14 protein-coding genes are annotated in these 16,811 nt (G+C 44.9%); 4 read left to right on the top strand and 10 right to left on the bottom strand.

The genetic code is table 11. The features are described 5' to 3' along the window. Window positions 1-53 precede the first annotated feature (53 nt). Window positions 54-959: an alpha/beta hydrolase gene (locus QUA57_RS00210; protein ID WP_333058820.1), complete on the top strand. Its 906-nt coding sequence runs from the start codon at window positions 54-56 to the stop codon at window positions 957-959. 66 nt (window positions 960-1,025) lie between these two features. On the opposite strand, the gene QUA57_RS00205 is transcribed toward QUA57_RS00210, so the two are convergent. Further along, window positions 1,026-1,550 carry a DUF4330 domain-containing protein gene (locus QUA57_RS00205; protein ID WP_333042459.1) on the bottom strand — a complete coding sequence of 175 codons (525 nt, stop codon included), beginning with the start codon at window positions 1,548-1,550 and terminating at the stop codon, window positions 1,026-1,028. 136 nt (window positions 1,551-1,686) lie between these two features. Beyond that, window positions 1,687-1,818, bottom strand: a complete 132-nt coding sequence (locus QUA57_RS00200) for a hypothetical protein (protein WP_333058818.1) — start codon at window positions 1,816-1,818, stop codon at window positions 1,687-1,689. 102 nt (window positions 1,819-1,920) lie between these two features. Between QUA57_RS00200 and QUA57_RS00195 the strand changes: the two genes are divergently transcribed. Further along, complete coding sequence (locus tag QUA57_RS00195; RefSeq protein WP_333058817.1) at window positions 1,921-2,772, top strand: M48 family metallopeptidase; 852 nt, start codon at window positions 1,921-1,923, stop codon at window positions 2,770-2,772. Between the two features lie 177 nt (window positions 2,773-2,949). Here the strand turns inward: QUA57_RS00195 and QUA57_RS00190 are convergent, their stop codons facing one another. From QUA57_RS00190 to rfbF, 5 genes are all read right to left on the bottom strand, one after another. Then, on the bottom strand, window positions 2,950-3,720 hold the full coding sequence (locus tag QUA57_RS00190) for a metallophosphoesterase family protein (RefSeq protein ID WP_333058816.1): 771 nt from the start codon (window positions 3,718-3,720) through the stop codon (window positions 2,950-2,952). Window positions 3,721-4,049: 329 nt separating this feature from the next. Next, window positions 4,050-4,796 (bottom strand): DUF1995 family protein, encoded by a 747-nt coding sequence (locus tag QUA57_RS00185; RefSeq protein WP_333058815.1) that lies wholly within the window; start codon window positions 4,794-4,796, stop codon window positions 4,050-4,052. 176 nt (window positions 4,797-4,972) lie between these two features. Beyond that, the gene (locus QUA57_RS00180) at window positions 4,973-5,704 is read right to left on the bottom strand and encodes a cyclase family protein (RefSeq protein WP_333058814.1); all 732 of its coding nucleotides are present in this window, start codon (window positions 5,702-5,704) and stop codon (window positions 4,973-4,975) included. 84 nt (window positions 5,705-5,788) lie between these two features. Continuing rightward, window positions 5,789-6,853 carry an acyl-CoA dehydrogenase family protein gene (locus QUA57_RS00175; RefSeq protein WP_333058813.1) on the bottom strand — a complete coding sequence of 355 codons (1,065 nt, stop codon included), beginning with the start codon at window positions 6,851-6,853 and terminating at the stop codon, window positions 5,789-5,791. A 205-nt stretch (window positions 6,854-7,058) separates the two neighbouring features. Next, entirely contained in the window at window positions 7,059-7,835 is a 777-nt protein-coding gene (gene rfbF / locus QUA57_RS00170; RefSeq protein ID WP_333058812.1) for a glucose-1-phosphate cytidylyltransferase, read from the bottom strand. A 316-nt stretch (window positions 7,836-8,151) separates the two neighbouring features. Between rfbF and QUA57_RS00165 the strand changes: the two genes are divergently transcribed. After that, window positions 8,152-8,691 carry an RNase A-like domain-containing protein gene (locus tag QUA57_RS00165; protein ID WP_333058811.1) on the top strand — a complete coding sequence of 180 codons (540 nt, stop codon included), beginning with the start codon at window positions 8,152-8,154 and terminating at the stop codon, window positions 8,689-8,691. Next, window positions 8,688-8,987 carry a contact-dependent growth inhibition system immunity protein gene (locus tag QUA57_RS00160; RefSeq protein ID WP_333058810.1) on the top strand — a complete coding sequence of 100 codons (300 nt, stop codon included), beginning with the start codon at window positions 8,688-8,690 and terminating at the stop codon, window positions 8,985-8,987. The genes QUA57_RS00165 and QUA57_RS00160 overlap by 4 nt, the downstream gene beginning before the upstream one ends. 95 nt (window positions 8,988-9,082) lie before the next feature. Here the strand turns inward: QUA57_RS00160 and QUA57_RS00155 are convergent, their stop codons facing one another. From QUA57_RS00155 to QUA57_RS00145, 3 genes are all read right to left on the bottom strand, one after another. Then, window positions 9,083-10,411 (bottom strand): GH39 family glycosyl hydrolase, encoded by a 1,329-nt coding sequence (locus QUA57_RS00155; protein WP_333058809.1) that lies wholly within the window; start codon window positions 10,409-10,411, stop codon window positions 9,083-9,085. 71 nt (window positions 10,412-10,482) lie between these two features. Next, window positions 10,483-13,986, bottom strand: coding sequence for a glycosyltransferase (locus tag QUA57_RS00150; RefSeq protein WP_333058807.1), 3,504 nt, complete (start codon window positions 13,984-13,986; stop codon window positions 10,483-10,485). A gap of 136 nt (window positions 13,987-14,122) precedes the next feature. After that, window positions 14,123-16,693: a glycosyltransferase gene (locus QUA57_RS00145; protein WP_333058805.1), complete on the bottom strand. Its 2,571-nt coding sequence runs from the start codon at window positions 16,691-16,693 to the stop codon at window positions 14,123-14,125. Between the last annotated feature and the right edge of the window lie 118 nt (window positions 16,694-16,811).

Raw genomic sequence — 16,811 nt, 5'->3', positions numbered from 1 at the left:
GAGACGGGGCGACGGAAAAGAATCTAAAATATAACAGCGATTGAGGTTAGTTTATGCTTGTACCCCTCGGCTTCGGTCAGCGATCAATAGTTACTTCTCTCGGCAGAATGGTCTACTACACTGCTGAAAAAATGCCTTGGATGGGGTTGCCGACCTCAACTTCGGAAAATAAGCCGAACTTAGTATTTTTTCACGGTTTTGGCGGCGGGTCGAGTGCCTACGAATGGTCGAAAGTTTATCCGGCTTTTGCGGCAGAATATCGAATTTTAGCACCTGATTTAATCGGTTGGGGGCGATCGGAACATCCGGCAAGAAATTATCAGGTTGAAGATTATATCACAACGTTGATCGAATTTCTAGAAAAAACTTGCGGCAGTCCGACAGAGGTGATTGCTTCTTCGCTGACAGGGGCGATCGCGATTCGAGCTGCGATCGCACGGCCGGATCTCTTCAAATCCCTAATTTTGACCATACCCAGCGGTTTGTCGGACTTCGGACAAGATTACGGCAGCAGTTTCTTCGCTAAGCTAGTCAACACGCCGATTTTAGACAAATTGCTCTACAGCACCGGCATCGCCACAGACGGCGGCATCCGTAGCTTCCTAGAACAACGACAATTTGCCGATTCGCGTCGCGTTTACCAAGAAATTGTTGATGCTTACCTCGAATCTGCTTTGGAACCAAATGCAGAATATGCAGCCCTGTCTTTTGTGCGGGGAGATTTGTGCTTTGATTTGTCGCTGTACATCACTCAGCTAACAACGCCGACAGCGATTATTTGGGGAGAAAAATCGCAGTTTACCGGGCCCGATATCGGCCAGCGGTTGGCAAATCTCAACCCCGAAGCAATCAAAGTTTTTCAACCTCTGGAAAACGTAGGTTTGACTCCGCAGTTAGAAATTCCCGCTGTCACGATTGGCTTAATTAGGCAATACTTAAAATTGCTTTCGGAAGGGTGAAGAAGGAAGAAGGAAGAAGGAATATGAATTCCCTCTTCCCCATTAGCAATGACTACTGACTACTAATTATTCTTTTACTCGCACGTCGATAACGCTGGCGTTGAAAATGTACTTGTTGCCTTCAAGCTCTAGCGTAGTGCCAATTTTGACTTTCGTATTACCTAAAACCGGGCCATTTTCAGTAAGTTGACCTTTTCCCTCTAGGGTAAACATCATATTTTTGCTAAAGGCTTCTTCTTCTCTGGGATCTGGGAGAGCTTTCAGAGTGCCGTTGGGCTGAGGAACTGCTAGGGTTCTGGTGAGGGTTTTGACAGATTTGATGGTAATCTGACCGGAGGGTTGATTGCGGATCACCACATTGATTTTATCACCTGGTTTGAACAAATCTTGAACGTTTGTTCCTTTGAGACCGATCGCAATTGCATCAATCTCTACAGGTTTGACACTGGTGCCGACTTGGGCGACGGAACCGCCAGAAGTGCCGGGAAAGAAAAAGATTCCGACTGCAACTAGCAGTACGATCAGAGCGGCAGCTACGTCTAGAATGCTGAGTTTGCCGAACAGTCGGCCTTGAGAATCCAAAATTTTCATAATCGCCTATTATACTGATAGCGACAGGAGTATGTTTACAGCTCAGGACTTACACAGACATCGATGAAAAACAGATGCTGCTATTGCTGAGCTACCGCTGGCAATGACATACTTTATTGATGCGTAAGTCCTGAAGCTAAAAGATATTACCACAACGATCGCCCAAAATCCGCATGATTGGGGCACTTAACCCCGAAGGCAGTTGACGGCGGTTGGTTAGCCTTGGCTCGATCGCCCAGAAGCTGGTGGCAACGTTAAAAATTGACAAAAAGCTAGAATAGCAACTAAGCAGCCTCAAATTACGTCTGCCTATTTAGTGACTTTTCGAGTTTTTCCTACAATTTTATCTAACTTCTGGCACCTATCACTCATGTTAAAAAGTTTTTGGTTGACTTGCCGGCGTACTTGTGGCCGGGGGATTTATCTGTTTATGTCCCTGATTGTGGCTGCGGGTATTGGGATGGTTTCCCCGGAACCAACTCAAGCATTTTCTTTGCCTGAACTGATTTTTCGAGGCATTCAAGTTATTCAATTGTCCAATATGTCCGATCGACAAGAGGTGGCTATTGGCCAACAAATTAATCAGCAGTTAACGAACAGCGAGTTTAAGATTGACCGCGATCGGGATACTACAGAATATATCAACCGCATCGGTCAGCGGCTCGCTCAAGAAAGCACTCGCCCCGATATTCCTTATACTTTTCAAGTGATTGACGACGACAATATTAATGCTTTTGCGACAATGGGCGGTTTTGTTTATGTGAATAAAGGTTTGATGGCAGCGGCGGACAATGAGGCAGAATTGGCAAGTGTGATCGCCCACGAAATCGCTCACATTAATGCTCGCCACGCGCTTAAACAAATGCGTCAAATGGCCATAGCTTCAGGCGTAGCTTCGGCGACAGGGCTCGATCGATCTCAGGCGGTTCAGATTGGGGTGGAACTGGCTTTGCGCCGTCCCCACAGCCGCCAAGCTGAGTATGAAGCCGATCAGTTGGGATTGCAAACTATGGGGCGAGCAGGCTACGCTCAATCTGGGATGGTTGATTTTATGAAAAAGTTGCTCAACAAGCCTTCTCCTCCTAGCATTTTGAGCACTCACCCGGCAACTGGCGATCGTATTGCTGCTATTTCGCAGGCTATAGATCCGGATCTTGCTAGCGGTGAAGGTTTGAATAATGAGGATTACAGGCTAGAAATCCGCAGGCTTTTAGGTTCGTAGTAAACGTAAATCAGTCAGGCACTCTCTTCTTTTCTCTTCTCTTTTCTTACTTCGCGAGCTTCGCGTCTTCGCGGTTCCTTAAAAAACAAATCCAGTTACTAGGGTAAGTCAGCAGCAAGTTAATTTCGATTTAATAGATCGAACTTAAACTGACGTACCCTACAACTAAAACTTGATTTAACACTGCTGTTGAACAACAGAATCGATCGCAGGTTCCGGGGGTGCAATCGGCTGCGGCTTCAATTGCCTGACAACTTCGTCAAACGGCAAAATTCGGACTTGATGGTTAAATACATTTACTTGATAAACTCTGCGGTAGCTGAGGTCAAATCCTGTCAGCCAGCCGCTTTTGGGATGATAAGCACCCGTGTCAATATCCAACCACCCTTCGCCCCTGACTAATTCGCCCGGTCTGACCCCATGAAAGGTAAAGGTGATCGTGTGACCGGTGATAATTAATTTATTGGGAAAATAGGGTTTCGACATGGTGTGAAATTCCCTGCGAATCCAACACAGTTGTTCGATGGACTGTTCATCGAGGGACAGATGGGGGTCAACGCCGGCGTGAACCAGCCAGATGTCCCCTAAGTCCAGGTGCGTGGGGAGCGAGCGCAGCCACTCTAAGTGTTTGTACGGCATCATCCCTGTATCTCTGTAGCTCGCTACTGTCGCATCGCCGCCACTGTAGAGCCAAGATTGCCACGCTCGCATATCCATCGGCGTCCCCGACAAAGCCTCCAGCATCAGTTGTTCATGGTTGCCCAACAGAGTTTGGTAGGGGCTTTGCTGCACAAAATCTAATACCTGAGCGCTTTTGGGGCCACGATCAATTAAGTCTCCCAAAAAATAGACGCGATCGTCCAAGCCGGGGGCAAGTGCCTCTAGCAGGGTCATTAACCCGTCATAATGCCCGTGTACGTCCCCGATAACAATGCGCCGGTGCTCCATTGTGTTTATCCGCTTCCCTGACTCAAAAGCCCCATCTCTAGCTTATAGCATCTGATTTTGCTGTTATTTGCCTCCACTCTTTTACGGTGGAGGGGTGTCACCCATTATACTGCTTTTTATAAAGATTCTGTAAAGCTCACCAGTAGCTGTTTGCGTACCTACTGATAGAAACACAGGCAACCTGTTAATTGTGCTTCTGCAACTGCTGTTACTGAGGCAAAGCTTTGAATTATTTGACGCTTTAGGGTGCATCAGCGATTAGCCGACGGATTAAGTCGAAAATAATCCTAGCTGACACACCCTAAAATACGATCGAGCCTTAACGATTGTCACTGAGTCAAAGCTTTGAGGAATGTCTGGAGTTCTGCCAAAAAACCTTTCTTTTTTACAGGTTTGGCAGGTGTGGTGGAGTCAGGATCTGCGCTTGGGAGAGAAGCGGCTAAAATCCGCTCTAAATCGTCTCCGACTGGTTTTTGGGCGGTTTCAGAAATTAGTTCGTATTCGTCGTTTGTTTCCAGCCACACTTGCCACGATTGGGGGTAGCAGCGGAATAAAGCAGCAGTGTCTAGGGGTCTGATATAGTAGCAGGATTCAATTTTGCTGAGGAATCGATCGCGTAATTGGCGGCCGGCATAGCCTATACCTATGGTGGCAACATCTTCCAGGCGGGGGTTGAGTAGAATTACTGGGCGACCGGCCGCAGCTATGTAAATTTTTTCGACTTGGGCCACTTCTACGGCTGCTGGATTGATCAAAAGGAAAAGTTGATCTTCCGGTGCTATTTTATCTTCAACAGGGGTGCGACTGCTACCCAAATCAGTGACTTTAAAGGGTGTTTCTCCCCAGTCACGGCGCGCGAGGGCTGCCGCACCGGTGTCGGGAAAAAAGACTTTTACTCCGGGGTAGATTTCCTCAAATTCTGGGAGGAATTGTAAGGTGATAGACTGTGCTTGCAGGGCGATTTCTGGAAATACTAATTCGACTTGCAGTAGATTTTTGCCGTCCGAGAGGGCAGCGGCGGTGGCAATGCGGGATTGGGCGATCGCCTCGTTGAGATCCTTGGGCAGTTCTGTCATTAATCTTATTGTTTTTACTCGACTTCTCTCAATCTAATTTTACCTGAGATATTGCACCATTCTCAATTACCTATTTAGGAACAGGCAAGATGTCTGTTCCACAATAAAATTCACTTTTTGTGGAACAGGCATCTTGCCTGTTCTTGAGAATAGTACAAGATGTAAGTTTTACCGCACTAAGCGACAAAAGCTAACACCGACACAGGCGAGCCGGAACCTCCCAAAAGACGCAATATTCCGATAACTAAAGTGATGTCAGCCGCAGGTAACAAGTCGAGATTTGCTAGATTTTCCAGCACTATTCGCTGCTTTTCCAATACCAATTTATTCACCACAAAACTTTCATCTCGCCCAGTATCGACTCCGTGGGTGTCGGTTCCAATGCCCGCGATAGAGCGTTCTTCTAGCAAAAATTGAGTTGCTGCTTTGCCAAATCCGGGAAAGTGGCAAATTCCGCGCTCGTCTCGGTTAAAAAATGCTCCCTGATTATCCCATTTTTCTTGCCAGCCAGTATACAATAAAACTAGATTTCCCGGTTCTATAAGTTTGTGCTGCCGTTCCCAAGTCAATATATCATCAATTGTTAAAGTGTAGTCGGGATTGGCAAGACTTTGCTCTCGGATGTCGATCGCAATTGCCGACACAACGAGCGACTGCGGGGAATAATTATCAATGCTGGCACCTCCTGCATAAAAGCTGTTGGGTGCGTTGATGTGAGTGCCGCTGTGTTCTCCCATTGAGAATTTTCGCAGGAAATACCCGTCTGTTTCTATTTGAGCTACTGGGGCAATTTCTGTCGCTGGATCTCCGGGCCAGATGGGAATGTTGGGATGAATTGCATGGGTTAAGTCTATAATTTGGCTGTAGGCGATAGTTTTTAAGTTATTTGAGTTGAAGTTGTTTGTCATCAGGTTAAATATATCTATTATTTATTAAACACAGTTGAGTTTTTGACCTTCGGCGAGCTCAATATAAAATATAAAATATAAAATCTAAAATTCGATTAGTCGATCGAGCGTTGCTTCCATAACATCCTTTGTTTGCCCGGAAACAGTATACACCAAAGCTTCTCGATAAATTCTCCCGCCTGGGTGTAGCACACCGTTAGCAGCACCGCTAGAAACTGCAACCGCAGCGTGCCCGCAACGCACCGCTAAATCAATGGCTTGAGCTCGCAGCGCTAATTGTTCTGCTTTCGAGCTATGTTGAGATTGTTGAAAATTCTGTTTTAGCCGATCGAGTTTTTGCTCTAGTTTTTGGTAAGCTGTCGTTATAAAAGGTGAATTCTTAGCAGCAGCCGCTGCTGCAATTACATCCAATCCCGCTCGAATACAGCCAAAAGTACCGGGGACAAAATTCAGTATATTTTTGCTGTCGTTTTCCGAAATCCAGCCGACAGGTTTAACTGAAATTATTTCCGATTCATGTAGCAACCAATTATCGAGAGTGGCTGTCACAGTATTAGTCGAAGTCATGGCGATTAACTGCATGATTTCGCTAAAAGCTATTTTCCCCGATTCGCATTCAATATTGGCAAAAGGCACTAAACCGAAAACAGAGCGTTCGTCAGGAAGTACCGCCGCTACAATAAACTTTTGAAACAAGCCAAAACCTGTTACCCAAGGAACTTTTCCTGACAGTAAATAGCCGGATTTAGTGGGAGTTGCGGTGACGGCAGGATTGCCCGATCGCCTCAAATGCGAAAACCCAATACCCAAGCGTAGCTCTTTTTGGGCGATCGCGGGCAAGTATCTACTTTTTAGCATTTCATTGTCGCTGTTGGCAATCATCGCAGTTGCGCTGTGGTGCTGAGTTTGCAGGAAAGACAAAGCGCCGGAATATCGAGCCGTCAATTCCTGATATTTGTAAAAAATCTCCGGTGCAACTTCGACACCGCCCCATTGTTGGGGAACTCGCAATGCTAAGAGCGATCGATCTTCCAATCCCGCAACTGCTGTTTTCAGCGCTTCTGAGTCGCTGTCGATAATTTCCGCGTGGGGTGCAACGCACTTTTGTAGGTAAGTTTTTGTGCTGTTGAGAATTTCTTGCGAATTCATTTTTTATAATTATTTTATAGTGAGTTTTATTTTATTTGGAAAAGTTTCACTTCCCACGGATAGGTATCTATAAAAACCCAGTTACTACGATTTTTGCGACCACTCACGAAAGATCTACGAAGCAACCGGATTTAGGAGGTAATTTTATAGTAATTTTTAGTCAAACTTGTGTGGGGCGGAAATTAAATCTCGCCCCCAAGCTAATTTATTTCCACACTTTCCAAGGAGCCTTCCCTTCATCCCAAAGTTCGTTTAAATACTTGTACTCTCGAAAAGTATCCATCGCAAAGAAGAAGCCATCATGACGGTAAGCCATCAACTGTCCGTCTGCCGCCAAACGCTGCATCGGCTCTTGTTCTAAAATACAATCATCTCCCCCCAAATACTCAAATACCCGGCGGTTAAATATCATATATCCAACACTGATCCAGCCGTCGATTTGAGGTTTTTCAGTAAATTGAACTACGCGGCTATCGCTGTCTACCTCCAAAATTCCAAAGCGAGAAATCGGGCGAAATGTAGTGACAGTTGCCAGCTTCCCGTGAGATTTGTGAAAATCCATCAAGGCTTCAATATCGACATCAGCTACTCCATCGCCGTATGTCACCATGAAATTCTCGCGATCGATATATTTTTCTATCCGTTTTACCCGCCCTCCTGTCATACTTGCGGCGCCAGTTTCAGCTAGTGTCACTTTAAAATCTTGTTCGAGATGTTCCTCGTGATAAGTGATGGTATGTTGGCGTCCCAGACAGATAGTAAAGTCATTGTTCATGGCTTCATAATTTAGGAAATATTCTTTAATCATGTTGCCGCGATAGCCCAAGCACACAATAAAGTTTTGGAAACCGTAGTGTGCATAGATCTTCATGATGTGCCAAATAATTGGATGCCCCCCCACCTCAACTAAGGGTTTGGGACGAAATTCTGTTTCTTCTCTGAGACGAGTACCGAGACCGCCAGCTAGGATAACTACTTGCATTTTGTCACATTTTTAAAGATGATAAATTAATTTATCATCAATCATCAGGGATTTTGTCAAAGAATTATTAACATTTTCTCATAGTGAGTGAAGCTTTGTAAACCGCAGAAATCACGAACTCTTATAAATAATTCTAGGGTGCGCGCGACCGCACCGTGTATTTGAATGCTGCGCGCAATTTCTAACGAACAGTAGGGTGGGTACTGCGGACAGTATATTTGAATACAGCGCAATTTCTAACTTAGGAATGGTAGATTAGGAAATAGACAAAAAAAGCCAATACCTATACTAAATAGAAGGAAGAGATTCAACAGAAATGAAAAATCAACTCGATAGCCTAAAAAAGTTTTTAGGTATCCTGGGTGCGATCGCCTCAATAATTATATTATTCCAAGCGGCTATACCTGGTGTTTACGCCACGGTTGTTGCAGCGAAAATCTCAACCATACCACCAACCACCGTAGCTTTTGTACCCAACATACCGGGCGGCGGATTAGACTTTCACGAATCAGCAGGAGGGCACACTTTAGAGAGACACGTTGGTAAAACAGAAGCACAACTAGCACAGCGACTCGCAAGCGAAACGAGAATTTCTGCAGCATCTTCTTTTACTGATCGTTCTGTCGCCGAAGCGGCTATTGCAGAAGCAATGAACCGAAATCAAAGTGCGATCGGCTCCTGGGTGAAAAGTCGAGGAAATCGTTATACGATCGACTACAATGCCAACAGAATCATTGGCATTACTCTGCGTCGCCGCGCATCCAAAGCAACTTCGACAACTAGCCTGAGAATCGTCCTCCAGCGCAGCGCCAAATTACCTCCCGGATACTTTATTCTCACAGCTTATCCCCAATGATCAATCAATTTCCTCATTTAACCCAATTTTTCAGTTCCTACTTTCACCAAGACTGGCCATTAGAAGCTGACACTCCCAGCGAGGTAGTGAACAACTACCGCAGCAGCGAACCACCCGAAAGTGTTGAAGCTGCATCGCAAGAACTCAGCAAACTGCTAGAAATGCCGATCGCCCCAGCCGATTTAGAAGCATTCATCCTCGATGAATTAGGGTGTTACTACGACCCCCAATCCGAAAATCAAACAGTCCGAGGGTGGTTGGAATCGGTGCAAAAATCTTTGAATAATCCCAGCTAAAATCTATATATTTGTAAGAACACGGCTATATATTTATAAGGACACGGCCGTGCCGTGTCCCTACAACTTGTCCGCAATTAAATAGGATAGCTAGCTCACTTAGTAACTGTCAATAAGTAGCCTTCGTGGACGTTGAAATTAGGGATAACATAAGCCAAGCTGCCACTACCCACCGAAAAACTTTCTTCTTTAACGGTGACAAGCTGTGGCACGGCTCCTTCTTGATTGTTGGGAATTTTTTCTAATTTTAGATTGATTTTCTGACCCCTTTGAATACCTAGCTGCTCCAAATTGCCGAGGGTTAATGTTACCGTTGTTGCTGAGGAAAAATTGGGATCGAAATAACCTAAAAGTATCTGTGCTTTACCTTCAGGATTTGACTTGCTGGCTAAAGCGACAAGGCGATTGTTATTTGACCAGCTCCGCACCCGCGAATTAACTCCCTCAGCATAAGCTTTGTATGTCCACCAAGCTGCTCTCGGCTCAAAAGTATTAGGCGTGACCATCCCACTCAGCGTATTGTTGAAGCAATTGCTAACTTTATTTGGCCCTTTGCTCTCCCAACAAGCTCTGCAAGCACCGTCAGCTTTTGCATACTCTAAGTTATACAAATAACCTAAGATTTCCCCCGGCTGGTACTGCGCTAAGTTCCCCACAATTTCGTTGACGTAAATTTTTTGCAAGTTCAGTTCCTTGTAAGAGGGACTTTGCTGAAAATTACGTTTAGCCTCAATTACATGGTCGTCAACAAATAAGATCATCGCGTCGTTAAGTTCGTGCCATGAGAGGAAGTTTACTTCAAGTTTGTTAGCCTTGCAGTAATCCAAAAAAGCGGCGAGATATTCTTTGCTGTAGCGGCCGAGGCTTGGCCCGCCAATCATTGCTGACGGCCCCAATTCTTCCCGCAAGATTTTGTAAGCTCTTTTGTAAGTTTCAAAGAATTGTTCTCTGCTTCCCTTCCAAAATGGATCTTTCCAATCTGGTTCATTCCATACATCCCAAATAATTTTCTTGCCTTTATTTTGCTGGGCTAACTGTCGGATGAATGCTTCCCACGCGGGGTAATTTTGATATGGCCAGCCATTGGGATTGCTACCGTAGCCCCACAAGTCGCTAACTACTAACTGAAACTCGGCTCCGCTGGCGATTACTCGATCGTAAATATCGAGTCTCCCCGCCCGCCAAAGTTTCGGCTGCAAGGGTTTTATCGAGCTATCCGGCGGTTTGGCAGTGTCGATTCCGTGCAGGATGCCACTCATGGAAATTGTACCGGTGGCTGGCTGTCCAAAATCTACTGTAACGTTCGATCGCAGTTGGGCTATCGCTCTTGGCTGTCCCAAATAGGCTATTAACAGAACAGTGACAATAGCTAAACCAATTGGCAGCAGTCTATGAATACGTGGGAACTTGAATTTAAGTTGCATATTTTTCTTTGGTTGGTGTTTGGTGGAATGGGCATCTTGCCCGTTCCTGAGAATGCTGCTAGATCTGAGTTTTAACGAACAGATGACAACACTTCAAAACCCTGTATTGATTCTATCACTTGTTGCCAGGAGCGGGAGTTAATCAGCTCGTTGGTATCGAACGGAACTCCTTTTTCCGCAGCTAAAATACCAAAATTTTTCACCCAATCAAAGATAGTTTCTGTGGTAAAATAAGGTGTGCAAGCCCAAGCAGATTGCAAATTATTCACCATCTCGGACATATCTCCCCGCTCGTAAGCCTCCCAAGCTTTCCACACTAAATAATAGTATTTCAGCAGGCTATCCACTTGCTGTACCTGCTTTTGGAGTTTCGGACTTATAGAGAAACTGTCGCTCTCATCACTTACAAAGGCCTGTTCAATTATTTCTCCATATTCCCGAAGCATTCGTTCTTCTTTGAATAGTTCTTGAGCTCGCGCTTTGCAAGCTTGTCCTGCAAGCCTGCGCGCTTCGGGATTTTCGGCCCATATTTCGACCGTTTCTATTAACTCTTTTACTGTTCCTGCTGGATCGATTGTAGGATCGGGCAGTAGCTTTCCCGTGTCTCCCAATTCTTCGGGAATACCGCTGACTGCTGTGGCAATTACGGGCAATCCTTTCGCCATTGCTTCCATAATTGCTAGTGGCATTCCCTCAGCTTCGGAAGATAAAATAAAGATATCGCTGGCGTCTAGCCAATCGGCAATATCCCAGCGCTGTCCTAAGAATTTAACCTGTTCTTCTACTCCCAATTGGCTCACAGTTGCTCTTAATTCAGGTTCCAGATTGTCGTGAGTAGTAGACCCAGGTCCGGCCCAAACAAAGTAAATTTGGGACCAAATTGGACGATTTTTCAATTGGGCGATCGCCTGCAATTGATACTGATATCCTTTAATGGGAGTCAATCTCGCCGCCGTAAAACAAACAACAGCATTTTCGGGAATTCTTTGTTCTTGACGCAGGCGTTGGCGAGTGGAAAGATTCGGCGGCTCAAAATAACTATTTGGTCTGCCATAATAGATTACTTTTCCCCGTTCTAGATGCGCTTTAAATAGATTTTGGAACAAGTTTAAATTCTCGTGGGAAACTGCTACTGCTGCTTTGGCTACCATGTACTGGTAGGCAACTGCATCGAAATAGGGAATTTGATCGCCGCGATCGAAAGTTTCATAATTGCGATTGATATAACCCAGACTGATTATGTACGGTATATTTTGCTCGATCGCAACTTGTTTTGCTGCAAAGTTAGCCATCGGCCACCCGTCACTAAATATAATTAAATCCGGTCGAGCCTGGGCGTAAATCTTTTGAGCATCATCCAAATTGTAAGCTATTCGCAAAAACTCTTTCATCGTGTCGAACTCTAGCCAAAGATGTTCGATACCTAGCTGTTTTTGTTCGGTAATTAAAGGATTAGAAGCTTGACTTTGAACGCTGGTTACTCGGTAGCCATCCGCAGCTAATTTACACATCAGCGAGTGGTTAAACTGAGCCAAACCGCCGACTCCTGAGTCTTCTGTGTACAGGAGTACGTGCTTTCTTGGCTGCCGAGAAGTCGAACTGGGAGCCGATTGGAACTGATAAGGATTGTTCGCTGCGATCGCCACTATGTCTTGCCATTCCTGTAAATTGGTTAAAGCATAGGCATCAAAGTGGTAGCCGTACTGTTCCGAAACTCCCTTAAAAGTTTCCAACCAATTAAAAACAGTTTCAGTACCTGTCAGATTAGTGTAATGCAGAGATTTTTCCAGACATTCGACCATTTCTGCCAAATATCCGTCGCGATACATCCGCCATGCTATCCATACGAAACACTTGTAACGTTCCGCGCGTTTCAAGTCGCGGATGTGCTGAGGCAAATCTGGCCGCGCGAAAAATTGCTCCATCAAAATTTCCGTATTTTTCATTAATTTGGAGCCGTTAGACATGATATTGCTGTCGTGCTGACGATAGCAGGTTAATATCTCTTTTAACCAAACTGACTTGCAGCCTTTTAAAGCTAAACGTAGCGCAAAATCTAAATCTTCGGTTGGTGGCAAGCGATGATCGAAACCGCCCAAGCGTTCCCACCACTCTCGCCGCAGCATCATGGCGCTGGGACGCACTGATTTGTAGAAAACAAAGGCTTCTAAATCTAATTTTGGTTCTTCTTCCCAAGGCTTGACTCCATAGATGCCTTCGTCGTTTTTGCCAACGATAACCCAACCTGTTTGCACCATATCTAATGTGGGGTCAGCGTCAAAACAAGCTACTTGTTTTTCTAGTTTTTCAGGTAAGAAGAAGTCGTCAGCATCTAGAAAAGCTAAAAATTCCCCTTTTGCTAATTTGCAAGCATGATTTCGAGCAATGGCTGCTCCTTGGTTATCTTGATAGATGTATTGAATTAAATCGAGGTAAGGTGACAAAACTTGGCGAGTGTTGTCAGTTGAGCCGTCGTCTACGACGATAATTTCCCAGTTTTGATAAGTCTGGCCCAGAACACTCTCTACGGCTCTGACAATGTAGCGCTCGCAGTTGTAAGCCGGGATGATGACACTGACGCGCACTTTTTTTGGAGTAATAATACTAGCCATTAACTGTTTCCATTCTTGTAATTTTCTGAGAAAAATAGCATCGATATTGCAGCCGTAGGTCTTAGCAATTTCAGTGATGCGCTTTACCCAATCTGCTATAGTTGCTGTCAGGGAGTACGGGGTATAATCTAAAGATTTTTGCAAATACTCAGTCATTTCTGCCGGATAGCCGCTGTAGTAAAGTTGCCACGCCATCCATGTCAGAGCTTCATACAACGCCTGCTTTTCTAATTGGCGGATGTCCTCTGGCAAGTCGGCTCTAATGAAGAAATTTTGCTTTAATTTAATACAAAGGTTAGCCTGTTTTAGCGCTCTCTGGATGGACACATTTTGCCCGTGCTGGCGGTAGCATACTGTCACTTCAGGCAACCAAGCAGCTTCGCAGCCAGATAGTGCTAAACGCAAGATTAAGTCGGCATCATCTACTGAATCATACTGAGAATCAAAGCCACCGACTCGTTCCAGCCACTGCCGGGAAAACATCATCGCACTGGGAAGTAGTGGCAGATAAACAATCCAGGTTTTTAAGTCTAGCTGAGGCAAGTATTCCCAGGGTTTGACATCGAAAATACTTTCGCCTTGCTCTTTAACCATTCGCCAGCCACTATTAACAATTCCTAATGATGGCTGAGCGTCAAATAACGCAACTTGTCCAGCTAACTTATCGGACAATAAAAAGTCATCTTGATCTAAAAAAGCAATTAATTCACCTCGGGATTCCTGAATTCCTCGGTTGCGGGCGGCAGCTACTCCTTGGTTTTCCTGATAAACATAGCGAATTTTTTCAACATAAGGCTGCAACGCTTGGCGGGTGTCGTCGGTTGAGCCGTCGTCTACGATGATAATTTCCCAGTTTTTATAGGTTTGGCTGATAACGCTTTCTACCGCTTGCGCGATGTAGCGATCGCCATTATATGCTGGAATAATTACACTTACTCGCGGTGTCGAATTAGGCATTGACATGAGTTTTATCGGTGATAAGGAAGGGTTCGGCAACGGGTTCTGTAAGGGATATAACGGATGTAACGGATGTCAGGCAGAAGGCAGATGCAATTTTACTGCTGACAACCATCCGAATTTTCAAGGTAAATCTGGTGTTTTAGCGTGCATAAAATACAGATTCAATACCCTGTACTTGCTCGACTAATTGTTGCCATTCTGCTGAATTAATTAGAGAATATGTATCTAAATTATGCCCTTTAGCTGACGAGAAATTGCCAAAATATTCGACCCAGTTTAATAGCGTTTCTGTCGTCAAAAAAGGTGTGTACTTCAAAGATTCTTGAAGCGACTTCTGCATTCTGCTTAGATCTTCTTGACAGTAAGCCTGCCAAGCATTCCACACTAAAGAGCTGTAATGCACCCGGCTTTCTATCTTCGTTATTGACCTCTGAACCTCTTTTTGAGTAACAAATTGATCTGTTTGATTATCATCGCAAACTAAAGCTTTTTCGATCGCCTCCATCGACTCTGCCAACATCCGTTCCTCTTTGAATAGTTTTTCGGCCCGCTGCTTGCAAGCTTGACCGATTTGATGCCGTAATTCTGGATTCATCGCCCAAGCTTCTACAGTTTTCGCCAATTCCCTAGCGGTTCCTTCTGGATCGGTATTCGGATCGGGCAACAATTTCCCAGTATCGCCAAGCCCTTCAGGAATACCGCCCACAGCCGTTGCAACTACCGGCAATCCCTTAGCCATCGCTTCCATGACGGCAAGAGAAGGCGCTGCATCTGCCAGAGAAGTCAAAATGAATATGTCGCTAGCATCCAGCCAATCTAGGATATCCCAGCGCTGTCCGATCAACTTTACGCGATCGCTCACCTCTAACTCTTTAATAGTTTCCCTCAATTCTATTTCTACATTGTCAGCGCTTCCATCACCAGTTCCTGCCCACACAAAATACAGTTTAGACCACACAGGAGACTGCTGCAACTGCTTGATTGCTTCGATTTGATATCGATGCCCTTTAATCGATGCCAATCGAGCCGATGTGAAACAGACAATCGCATCTTCAGGAATGTCTATTTCTTGTCGCAGGCGTTGACGAGCCGCAGCATTAGGATGTGCAAAATATTTGGGAGAACGCCCCAAGTAAATCACTTGTCCTCGCTCTTTTGGCAACTTGAAATCTTGGCATAATAAATTCAAATGTTCGTAAGCGCCAACAATCAAGGCTCTAGCTTGCAGGCAGTGGTAGAGCACTCCTTCTACATAAGGCACTACATCCCCGCAGGCAAAAGTTGCGTGTTCTGGCATAACTAACCCAATCACCATCATGTATGGTATTCCCATTTCAATAACTACCTGTTTAGCTGCAAAATTGGAAAAGGACCAACCATCGCTAAAAATAATCATATCTGGTTGATTGCTAGCAAAAAGCTCTCGTGCATCCTGAGTATTTCTTAACACACGCTGTAAATCTTTATGGCCGCTAAAATCCAGCCACAAATGCTCTATACCTAACTCTCGTTCTCGCTCCAGCAAGGGGCTAGAATGTTTGGTTTGCACGCAAGTGACTCGATAGCCTAACAAGGCTAACTGACAAAGAATGGCATGATTATACTGCGCTAATCCTCCCACGCCCGGATCGTCGGTGTTGTAGAGTAGAATGTGCGTTTCCCTACGGGATAGCTTCGCTTCACGCGCTGGTGAAGCTGTGGGAATAGAACTCTGTTGAGATTGGGGTGGATTAGTCATCACCATCAGAATTATCTCTTGCCATTCCGCTAACTTGCTCAGCGAATAAGCGTCAAAATTTTCACCATATTCTTCCGAAGCCATCTGAAAACTTTCTAGCCAATTCAAAACTGTTTTTGTTGGCGAAAAAGGCGTATATTGTAATGACTCTTCTAAACACTGTGCCATCTCTGCTAGATGACCGTCGCGATACATCCGCCATGCCAGCCACTTTAAGCATTGATAGCGTTCTGGGTTTTTTAACTTCCGGATTGACTGAGGCAAATCGGGTCGAGCGAAGAATTTTTTCATCACTATTTCTATATTCTTCATTACGCGAAAACCGATTGACATGAGATTAGAATTGTGCTGGCGATAACAGGTAAGTGTTTCTTCTAACCAAACTGCTTTGCACCCCTTTAAAGCTAAACGCAAGGCAAAGTCTAAATCTTCTGCTAGTGGAAACTGAGAATCAAAACCGCCCAATTTTACCCACCACTTTCGGCGCAGCATTATCGCACTCGGCCGCACGCATTTATATAAAATAAAGCTTTCTAAATCTAATTTAGACGCTTGCTGCCAAGGCTTGACAGCAGAAATCTCTCGCCCGCTTTCATCGACGATCGACCAACCTGTTTGCACCATATCTAAGGTGGGGTCAGCGTCAAAGCAAGCTAGTTGTTTCTCTAGCTTGGATGGTAGGAAATAGTCATCGGCATCTAGAAATGCCAAAAACTCGCCTTGCGCTAGTTGGGAAGCAATATTTCTGGCGACTGCTACTCCTTGATTTTCCTGGTATATATAGCGAATTTTGTCAAAATAAGGCTGCAATACTTGCTGCGTGCGATCGGTCGAACCATCGTCTACAACTATAATCTCCAAGTTAGTAAAAGTTTGACATAGGGCGCTTTCTACCGCTTGTACGATGTAGCGATCGCCATTGTATACAGGTATAATTACGCTGATTAGCGGTGTTTGATTGACTGTTGACATTATTTAGCTCGCTGTTAACCTATGATTATCTAGTTTAGATTAGTGTGGCGGACATTCAGCATTATTTTGTGTTCGGTAGATTTACTTAGAAAAACTTGAATTTTGGCAAAGTGTAGCA

The sequence above is a fragment of the Microcoleus sp. Pol7_B2 genome (genome assembly GCF_036701035.1).
Classification (GTDB): domain Bacteria; phylum Cyanobacteriota; class Cyanobacteriia; order Cyanobacteriales; family Microcoleaceae; genus Microcoleus.
This window is presented reverse-complemented; position numbering and strand designations above follow the sequence as displayed.

Coding starts and splice junctions, on each gene's coding strand:
- QUA57_RS00210 (WP_333058820.1), top strand. CDS start 54: ATGCTTGTACCCCTCGGCTTCGGTCAGCGATCAATAGTTACTTCTCTC.
- QUA57_RS00205 (WP_333042459.1), bottom strand. CDS start 1,550: ATGAAAATTTTGGATTCTCAAGGCCGACTGTTCGGCAAACTCAGCATT.
- QUA57_RS00195 (WP_333058817.1), top strand. CDS start 1,921: ATGTTAAAAAGTTTTTGGTTGACTTGCCGGCGTACTTGTGGCCGGGGG.
- QUA57_RS00190 (WP_333058816.1), bottom strand. CDS start 3,720: ATGGAGCACCGGCGCATTGTTATCGGGGACGTACACGGGCATTATGAC.
- QUA57_RS00185 (WP_333058815.1), bottom strand. CDS start 4,796: ATGACAGAACTGCCCAAGGATCTCAACGAGGCGATCGCCCAATCCCGC.
- QUA57_RS00180 (WP_333058814.1), bottom strand. CDS start 5,704: ATGACAAACAACTTCAACTCAAATAACTTAAAAACTATCGCCTACAGC.
- QUA57_RS00175 (WP_333058813.1), bottom strand. CDS start 6,853: ATGAATTCGCAAGAAATTCTCAACAGCACAAAAACTTACCTACAAAAG.
- rfbF (WP_333058812.1), bottom strand. CDS start 7,835: ATGCAAGTAGTTATCCTAGCTGGCGGTCTCGGTACTCGTCTCAGAGAA.
- QUA57_RS00165 (WP_333058811.1), top strand. CDS start 8,152: ATGAAAAATCAACTCGATAGCCTAAAAAAGTTTTTAGGTATCCTGGGT.
- QUA57_RS00160 (WP_333058810.1), top strand. CDS start 8,688: ATGATCAATCAATTTCCTCATTTAACCCAATTTTTCAGTTCCTACTTT.
- QUA57_RS00155 (WP_333058809.1), bottom strand. CDS start 10,411: ATGCAACTTAAATTCAAGTTCCCACGTATTCATAGACTGCTGCCAATT.
- QUA57_RS00150 (WP_333058807.1), bottom strand. CDS start 13,986: ATGTCAATGCCTAATTCGACACCGCGAGTAAGTGTAATTATTCCAGCA.
- QUA57_RS00145 (WP_333058805.1), bottom strand. CDS start 16,693: ATGTCAACAGTCAATCAAACACCGCTAATCAGCGTAATTATACCTGTA.